Source organism: Kitasatospora sp. NPDC058406, from assembly GCF_042722765.1.
Taxonomy (GTDB): Bacteria; Actinomycetota; Actinomycetes; order Streptomycetales; family Streptomycetaceae; genus Kitasatospora.
The window spans coordinates 1-8,309 of record NZ_JBHXKE010000327.1; the positions used below are offsets into that span (position 1 = coordinate 1).

Sequence of the window (8,309 nt, forward strand, 5' to 3'; positions counted from 1 at the left end):
CCCGAGGGAGGGCGGACCGGGGCCCGTCGGCGTACCGGATCAGCCCTGCGGCGTCAGCGCCACGGTGTAGCGCTCCAGCTCGGCGGCCAGCTCGGCCGGCACCTTGGCGTGCAGCAGCGTGCCGTCCGCGGTGTGCTCGGTGGCGATCAGCTCGCCCTCGGCGTGCACCCGGGAGACCAGGCCGCCCTGGGTGTACGGGACGAGGACGTGCACCTCGACGGCCGGGCGCGGCAGCTCGTCGTCGATGAGCTTGAGCAGCTCCTCCATGCCCTGGCCGGTGCGGGCCGACACCACGATGGCGTGCGGCTCGCGGCGCAGCAGCCGCTGGAGCACCAGCGGGTCGGCGGCGTCGGCCTTGTTGATCACCACGATCTCGGGCACGTTCTGCGCGTCGACCGAGACGACCACCTCGCGGACGGCGGCCAGCTGGGTCTCCGGCTCGGGGTGCGAGCCGTCCACCACGTGCAGGATGAGGTCGGCGTCGGCGACCTCCTCCATGGTGGAGCGGAACGCCTCGACCAGGTGGTGCGGCAGGTGCCGCACGAAGCCGACGGTGTCGGCCAGGGTGTAGACCCGGCCGCTCGGCGTCTGCGCCCGGCGCACGGTCGGGTCGAGGGTGGCGAACAGGGAGTTCTCCACCAGCACGCCCGCACCGGTGAGCCGGTTGAGCAGGGAGGACTTGCCGGCGTTGGTGTAGCCGGCGATGGCGACCGACGGCACCTGGTGGCGCCGGCGCTCCTGCCGCTTGGTGTCGCGGCCCTTCTTCATGTCGGCGATCTCCCTGCGGAGCTTCGCCATCTTCTCGCGGATCCGACGACGGTCGGTCTCGATCTTCGTCTCACCGGGACCACGGGTGGCCATGCCGCCGCCGGACGAGCCGGCGCCGCCACCACCCATCTGCCGGGAGAGCGACTGACCCCAGCCGCGCAGGCGCGGAAGCATGTACTGCATCTGCGCGAGCGAGACCTGCGCCTTGCCCTCGCGGGACTTGGCGTGCTGGGCGAAGATGTCGAGGATCAGGGCCGTCCGGTCGACGACCTTGACCTTGACCACGTCTTCCAGGTGGATCAGCTGGCCGGGGGTGAGCTCACCGTCGCAGACGACGGTGTCGGCCCCGGTCGCGGCGACGATGTCGCGCAGTTCCTTGGCCTTGCCGGAGCCGATGTAGGTGGCGGCGTCGGGCTTGTCGCGGCGCTGGATGACGCCGTCCAGCACCTCGGAGCCGGCCGTCTCGGCCAGGGCGGCGAGCTCGGCGAGCGAGTTCTCCGCCTCCTCGACGGTGCCGTCGGTCCAGACACCGACGAGCACCACGCGCTCCAGGCGGAGCTGTCGGTACTCGACCTCGGTGACGTCCTGGAGTTCGGTGGAGAGGCCGGCGACGCGGCGCAGCGCGGCACGCTCGCTGCGGTCGTACTGGTCGCCGTCGTAGTGGTGGCCGAGGTCCTCGTCGATGGCCGCGAGGTCCTCGTCCATGAGGGCTTCCGCCCGCAGACCGTCCGTGCGGCGCGGGGCGTCGGCGTGGTCGCGGGTGTCGAACGTGGAGGTCATTCTGTCCTTAGGCTGCTGGTACGGGTGGCCTGTGCGCGACCGTACGGACGGTCGTGCCCGGAGTCTGCCCAGCTGCCGCCCCGTCTACCACTCGGGCGAGGTGTGAGCTACCCCTCGGGACCGAGGGACCGGCTGAGACTCCTCTGCCCGGTGAACGCCGCGGTCCGGCCGTGAATTCCCCATGATGTTCGCACGCCCGGTGCGGACCGGTCATCCCCATTTTCCGGCGGCGCGTCGCCCGGCGAGTCCGCCGGCCCCTCTCCCGCCGCCTCCCGCACGGCCTCCCCCGGCGCCCCGCCCACCGGGGTCCGCCCTCCGCCGCCGCCCGCCGGGGCGTGCGGACGGCTGACGTCGTACACGCCGGAGACCTTCAGCATGGCCCGGAGCACGGCGGCGAGCGAGGCCGGGTCGGGCAGCTCGACGGTGTAGGTGTGCCGGACCCGGAGTTCCTGCGGCGGCTCGACCTCGGCGGAGACGATCCCGACCCCCTCCTCCGAGATCGCCGCGGTGAGGTCGGCGAGCAGGCGGGGCCGGTTCAGCGCCTCGGCGCGCAGGGTGGCCCGGTAGCCCGCGGGCGGCGCGCCCGGCCGCCAGTCGACCTCCAGCGCACCGCGGCCGTCGGCCCGCATCCGCTCCCCCGCCGGACAGCCGGCCCGGTGCACGGCGACCGCGCCGCCCCGGATCGGGTAGCCCGCGATCGCGTCGGGCGGTACGGGGGTGCAGCAGCGCGCCAGCCGGACCGGAGCACCGGGGCGGCCGGCCACGGTGACCGGGGCGGCCGGCCGGTCGGGGGCGGCGCGGTGCGCGGGCGGCGCCGGCTGCCCGGCCGAGGGGCCGGTGCGGACCACCGGGCGGCGCGGCGGGTGGTCGGCCAGCCAGCGTTCGATGGCCAGCCGGGCCGCCGGGGTCCGGACGTGCGCCAGCCACTCGGGCGCCGGGCCGGACGGTTCGGCGCGGTGGCGGCCGGGCCCGGACGGGGCGCCGTCCTCCCGGCCGGGCGTCCCGGCGCCGTCGGGCGTCGCGGACCCGGCGGGCGCCGCGGGCTCGTCGGTGAGGATGGCCACCCGGTCGCCGTCCCGCAGGACGGTGGAGAGCGCGGTGAGCCGGCCGTTCACCCGGGCCCCGATGCAGCGGTGGCCGGTCTCCTCGCCGAGCAGGTACGCGGCGTCCACGCAGCTGGCGCCGGCCCTCAGCTGAAGCGTTTCGCCGTGCTCGGTGACGACGGTGATCTCGCGGTCCCCGGCCAGGTCGGCGGTGAGCGCGGACCAGAAGGCGTCCGGGTCCGGGGTCTCCTGCTGCCACTCCAGCAGTCGGGAGAGCCAGCCGGGCCGGGCCGGGTCGGTGCGGTCCAGTTCGTCGCCGCCCTGGTCGCCGCCGCCCGGCTGTCCGGGGTCGCCGAGCGCGACCACGCCGGTCTCGGCGACCTCGTGCATCCGCCGGGTGCGCACCAGCACCTCGACGACCTCGCCGCCGGCCAGCGCCACCGCGGTGTGCAGGGACTGGTAGAGGTTGAACTTGGGGGCGGCCACGAAGTCCTTGAACTCGCCGGGCAGCGGCGTCCAGCAGGTGTGCAGCTCGCCGAGCACGGCGTAGCAGTCGGCGTTCTCCTCGACCACCACCAGCAGGCGCCCGAAGTCGGCCGGCTGCGGCCCCTGCGGCCTGCCGTCCGGGCCGGGCGCGGCGGCCCGCTTGAGCAGGACCCGGTGCAGCGAGACGCCGTGCCGGGGGCGGACGGTGACCTCGGCGGCGATCCCGGCCTCGGCGAGCTGGCGGTCCAGGGCCCGGGCGAACGGCTCCAACAGGGTGTCCTGGCCCGCCTCGTGGCGGGTGAGCAGGGCGCGGGCGCGGGTGTGCTCCTCGGGGTGCAGGGTGGCGAAGACGATGTCCTCCAGCTCCGCCTTGAGCACCTGGATCCCGAGCCGTTCGGCCAGCGGGATCAGCACGTCCCGGGTGACCTTGGCGATCCGCACCTGGCTGGCCGGCTTCATGTGCCGGATGGTGCGCATGTTGTGCAGCCGGTCGGCCAGCTTGATCACCATGACCCGGACGTCGTCCCCGGTGGCGACCAGCATCTTGCGGAAGGTCTCGGCCTCGGCGGCGGCGCCGAAGTCGACCTTCTCCAGTTTGGTCACCCCGTCGACCAGGTAGGCGACTTCGGGCCCGAACCCGGCGCCCACCTGCTCCAGCGTCAACTCGGTGTCCTCCACGGTGTCGTGGAGCAGCGAGGCGACCAACGTGGTCGTCCCGGCGCCGAGTTGGGCCAGGATCATGGTGACGGCGAGCGGGTGGGTGATGTAGGGCTCGCCGCTCTTCCGCTTCTGCCCGCGGTGGCTGGCCTCGGCCAGCCGGTAGGCGCGCCCGAGCAGGCCGAGGTCGGCCTGCGGGTGGTGCCGCCGGTGCGCCTGGACCAGCGGTTCGAGGGCGTCCGGCACCGGCGGGCGGTCGGTGGCCAGCAGCGCGGCCCGGCCGGCCCGGCCGAGGGCGGCCCGGCCCAGCCCTCCGAGGGGCCGTCTGGGCCCGGCCTGCCGTGCGGTCGTCGGCTGCCCCGCCAGGGGCTGCCCGGCTTCGATGGTCATCGGCACCTCCGGCAGCGGTCACCGGGAGCTTGGGCCGACCCGGTGGTCCATGCTACCGAGCAGAGCACGTTCCGCGATGCCCTGCTTCCCGTCCGTCATCGGTATCACCCGAACGGGGGGATTCGGCCGCATACGGATTGGGCAAACCGGCCGACCACACCGCCCGGCGCGACCGGCTCCGCACTGCCGTGCGGGTGTCACCCCTCCCGTGCGGCCGTCAGACCGGGCTCCAGCTCGCCACGGGCCACGATCACCGCCGGACCGGTCTTCTCCACCCGGCCGTCCGGGTACTCCGTGATCATCAGCCGGCCGCCCAGGACGTCCACCGTGTAGGTGACGGCCTCGCCGGTGACCGCCGGGTCGACGCCGTCCCGGCGGGCGGCGGCCACCGCGACGGCGCAGGCGCCGGTGCCGCAGGAGCGGGTCTCGCCGGAGCCGCGCTCGTGCACCCGCATGGCGACGTGGCGAGGGCCCCGGTCCACCACGAACTCGACGTTGACGCCCTCCGGGTAGGCCCCCTCGGGGCTCGTCGCCGGCGCGGCCAGCAGGTCGCCGGCGTGGTCCAGGCTCTCGACGAAGGCCACCGCGTGCGGGTTGCCCATGTTCACGTTCAGGGCCGGCCAGCGCCGCTCGCCGACGGCGACCTCGATCCCGTCCGGACCGGGCAGCACCGCGCGGCCCATGTCCACGGTGACCTCGCCGGGCGTGCCGTCCTCGGCGTCCTCGGCGATCCGCACGGTCCGCACCCCGGCCCGGGTGGCCACCGCCAGCTCGCCCGGCTCGGCCAGCCCGGCCTCGACCAGGTAGCGGGCGAAGACCCGGACCCCGTTGCCGCACATCTCGCCGATCGAGCCGTCCGAGTTGCGGTAGTCCATGAACCACTCGGCCCGGTCGGCCAGGCCGGCCGCGGCCGGGTCGGCGGCGGAGCGCACCACGCGCAGCAGCCCGTCCCCGCCGATCCCCGCCCTGCGGTCGCAGAGCGCGGCGACGGCGCGCGGGCCGATGTCCAGCCGGCCGTCCGGGTCGGGGACGATGACGAAGTCGTTCTGGGTGCCGTGCCCCTTGAGGAAGGGAAGGCCGACGGGCTGAGCGGAGGAGGCGGTCACCCTCCCGATGCTACCGAGCCGGGCCGGACGGCCGCGCTCCGGTTCCACCGGGCGGACGGGCGGGCGGGGCGGACGGACGGGCGGGGCAGCACGGGACGGACGGGCCGCGCGGACGAACCGGACGGCCGCACCCGGGCGCCCTACCGACCGGAGAGCCGGACCACTCGCCACAGGGCCAGCGCGCAGGCGGCCAGCACGATCAGCGTGTAGATCACGATCGACTTCCACCCGGCCCGCTCGCCGGTGCCGCGGCGCGGCAGACCCGGCCACTTGTAGCCGGCGTGCCGGGCGGCCATCGCGCCCCAGCCGACCGAGGCCGCGGTGAGCAGCAGGCCGAGCATCCCGATCATCGCCGACCCGGCCCCGGCCGAGCCGAACGCCAGCGGGAAGGCGAACATCAGCGAACCGGCGGTGGCCAGCAGGGCGATCGGCAGGGTCTGCCACCAGCGGAGCCGGCGGCGCGGGCGGATCTCACGCTCGTGCACGGCACCGGCCGGGGCGCTGTCCAGCGCCGGCAGCGCGACCGCGTAGGAGGTGGGTGCGTCGAGGCCCGGCAGGACCGGCAGATCGGGCAGCGTCGAGGCGTCGAGGCCGTCGGCCTGCGCGGTGGCGGCACGGCCGCTCCGCTGTCCGGCGCTCTGGCCGGTTTCGGGGCCGGTACCCGTCGACACGCGGCCTCCCCTGACAGTTCGACACGAGTGCGAACTCGCGGCCGGGCACGATCGGCCGCCCGGCCGATCCCTTATGGCATCGATGATGGCATGTCCAGGGGGGCGTTCCGGGCCTGACCGGGGTAGACGGGTGATCCGTGGCCATCACGTGATCCGGCCGTGACCGCCGGGTCGTCCTGCACGCCCGTCTGCGCGCGCAGCTGCACCGCCGGGTGGCCGGAAACCGCCTATCGGACGGCGGGTTCCTGACGGTCGATCAGCTCCAGCGAGCGGCCGAGCAGCTCGACCGGATCGGTGCCGGCCGGGCGGGCGAGCCAGTGGATCCGGTCGTCCCGGCGGAACCACGACTCCTGTCGCCGGGCGAACCGCTTGGTGGCCCGGACGGTCTCGGCGCGCGCCTCGTCCTCGGTGCACTCCCCCGCGAAGTGGTCCAGCACCTGCTGGTAGCCGAGCGCCCGGGAGGCCGTCCGCCCCTCCCGCAGGCCGGCCTTCTCCAGCTCCCGCACCTCGTCGAGCAGCCCGGCCTGCCACATCCGGTCCACCCGCAGGGTGATCCGCTCGTCCAGCTCGGGCCGGGGCACCGCGACGCCGATCTGCACGGCGTCGTACACGGCGGTGTTCGTCGGCAGGTTGGCGGTGAACGGCTGCCCGGTGATCTCGATGACCTCCAGCGCGCGGACGATCCGCCGGCCGTTGCCGGTCAGGATCGCCTCGGCCGCGGCGGGGTCCAGTGCGGCCAGCCGCCGGTGCAGCACGTACGGGCCGGCTTCGGCCAGTTCGGCCTCCAGCCGGGCGCGGACCTCCGGGTCGGTGCCGGGGAACTCCATCTCGTCGATCGCCGCCCGGACGTACAGCCCGGAGCCGCCGACCAGGACGGGGGTGCGGCCGGCCGCGAGCAGCCGGTCCATCACGGCCCGGGCCGACCGCTGGTACTCGGCGACGCTGGCGGCCTCGGTGACGTCCCAGATGTCCAGCAGGTGGTGCGGGATCCCGCCGCGCTCGTCCGTCGTGAGTTTGGCGGTGCCGATGTCCATGCCCCGGTAGAGCTGCATCGAGTCGGTGTTGATCACCTCGCCGCCGAGCGCGCGGGCGATGGCGACGGCCAGGTCGGACTTGCCGGCGGCGGTCGCGCCGACGACCGAGACGACGCGGGGCCGGCCGGGCTCGACGGGGCGGGCGGGCGGGGCGGTGGGGGAGCTGCTCACCGGTCAAGTCTGCCAAAAACGGCGACCCGCCGACGGCCCTCCCCGACCGGCCCGTCCGATCGGGCGACCATATGACCGATTACCTCCGTTTTCGGCCGCGCCGGGTCCTTGCGAACGGTTCGCCCGCGACGGACGTTGTGAGGGAAACGGACGAGGAAGGGTGAGGCGCCATGGGTCTGATGGACAACCTCAAGGGCAAGGCCGGAGAGCTCAAGGACAAGGCCGGCGAGTTCGCCGGCAAGCACAGCGCGCAGATCGAGCAGGCGGTCGACAAAGCCGGCGGCGCGATCGACAAGGCCACCAAGGGCAAGTACGCCGAGAAGATCGAGCACGGCACCAGCAAGGCCAAGGGGGCGGTGGACGACTTCGCCCACAAGCCCCCGGCGTCCGGCCCCGACGCCCCCGCCGGCGGCACCCCGGGGCCGACCGTCTGACGGACGCCCCCGCCCGGAGGGTCAGCTCCAGGCCGCGACCAGGTAACCCACCCCGTACGGGGCGTCCTGGTAGCCCAGCCGCCCGGTCAGGCCGGCGCCCTCCGCGGCGCCGGCCAGGACCTGCCAGGGGGCCCGTCCCTCGGCCTTCAGCTCGGCGGCCAGGTCCGCGTCCAGCGCGGCCAGCGCCGCGGTGTCCGCCGACCCCAGGGCCCGCGCCGACGCGGCGTCGAACCCCTCGGCGCGCTCGTCCAGGTAGCCGGGCGCCTTGACCGAGCGGCAGGCGCTGCCGTCCCCCATCACCAGCAGCCCGACCCGGTCGGCCAGCCCGGCCAGGCCCTGTCCCAGCCCGAGCATCCGGTCGGCGGGCGCGTCGGCGGGCACCGCACAGGCGTGGGTGGGCACGGTCACCCCGGCCCGCTGCAGCAGCCAGGCACCGACGGTCAGCGCGGGCGCCAGCTCCGGACCCTCGGCCCGGCCGCCCGGCAGCGCGGCCACCAGCGGCACGCCGTACCGGTGGAAGGAGCCGGCGCCGCCCTCGGTCCACACCTCGGGCTCGGGGCCGGTGCCGACCACCACGAGCAGGTCCGGAGCGGCGGCGAGCACCGCCGCCACCGCCTCGTCGCAGGCCGCGCGGAGCGGCTCCAGTTCGGCGGCCGCCCCGGCGGCGACCTCCGGGACGAGCAGCGGCGGGCAGGGGCAGACGGCGGCGGCAACCAGCATGTGGATCACTGTAACGAACAACGCGAGCGGCCCGGCCGGATCCGTGATC

The 8,309-nt window shown here is 75.2% G+C and carries 7 protein-coding genes; 1 reads left to right on the forward strand and 6 read right to left on the reverse strand.

The features are described 5' to 3' along the window. Positions 1–39: 39 nt before the first annotated feature. The 5 genes from hflX to miaA form a co-directional block, all read right to left on the reverse strand. The gene (gene hflX, locus ACFWOG_RS37340; RefSeq protein WP_329882575.1) at positions 40–1,548 is read right to left on the reverse strand and encodes a GTPase HflX; all 1,509 of its coding nucleotides are present in this window, start codon (positions 1,546–1,548) and stop codon (positions 40–42) included. Between the two features lie 107 nt (positions 1,549–1,655). Next, positions 1,656–4,124, reverse strand: a complete 2,469-nt coding sequence (locus tag ACFWOG_RS37345; protein WP_380363898.1) for a RelA/SpoT family protein — start codon at positions 4,122–4,124, stop codon at positions 1,656–1,658. Positions 4,125–4,321: 197 nt separating this feature from the next. Further along, entirely contained in the window at positions 4,322–5,230 is a 909-nt protein-coding gene (dapF, locus tag ACFWOG_RS37350) for a diaminopimelate epimerase (RefSeq protein WP_329949989.1), read from the reverse strand. Positions 5,231–5,370: 140 nt separating this feature from the next. Next, positions 5,371–5,901 carry a hypothetical protein gene (locus ACFWOG_RS37355; RefSeq protein WP_329882572.1) on the reverse strand — a complete coding sequence of 177 codons (531 nt, stop codon included), beginning with the start codon at positions 5,899–5,901 and terminating at the stop codon, positions 5,371–5,373. Between the two features lie 227 nt (positions 5,902–6,128). Next, the gene (gene miaA, locus ACFWOG_RS37360; RefSeq protein ID WP_380363901.1) at positions 6,129–7,106 is read right to left on the reverse strand and encodes a tRNA (adenosine(37)-N6)-dimethylallyltransferase MiaA; all 978 of its coding nucleotides are present in this window, start codon (positions 7,104–7,106) and stop codon (positions 6,129–6,131) included. Between the two features lie 170 nt (positions 7,107–7,276). Between miaA and ACFWOG_RS37365 the strand changes: the two genes are divergently transcribed. Then, a complete protein-coding gene (locus ACFWOG_RS37365; protein WP_329949987.1) occupies positions 7,277–7,540 on the forward strand; it encodes an antitoxin in 264 nt (87 codons plus the stop codon). 21 nt (positions 7,541–7,561) lie between these two features. Here the strand turns inward: ACFWOG_RS37365 and ACFWOG_RS37370 are convergent, their stop codons facing one another. Continuing rightward, positions 7,562–8,260, reverse strand: coding sequence for a class III extradiol dioxygenase subunit B-like domain-containing protein (locus ACFWOG_RS37370; protein ID WP_329882569.1), 699 nt, complete (start codon positions 8,258–8,260; stop codon positions 7,562–7,564). Between the last annotated feature and the right edge of the window lie 49 nt (positions 8,261–8,309).

What these genes read in the sequence shown, in the direction of transcription:
- hflX (WP_329882575.1), bottom strand. Translation starts at nt 1,548, where the DNA reads ATGACCTCCACGTTCGACACCCGCGACCACGCCGACGCCCCGCGCCGC.
- ACFWOG_RS37345 (WP_380363898.1), bottom strand. Translation starts at nt 4,124, where the DNA reads ATGACCATCGAAGCCGGGCAGCCCCTGGCGGGGCAGCCGACGACCGCA.
- ACFWOG_RS37365 (WP_329949987.1), top strand. Translation starts at nt 7,277, where the DNA reads ATGGGTCTGATGGACAACCTCAAGGGCAAGGCCGGAGAGCTCAAGGAC.
- ACFWOG_RS37370 (WP_329882569.1), bottom strand. Translation starts at nt 8,260, where the DNA reads ATGCTGGTTGCCGCCGCCGTCTGCCCCTGCCCGCCGCTGCTCGTCCCG.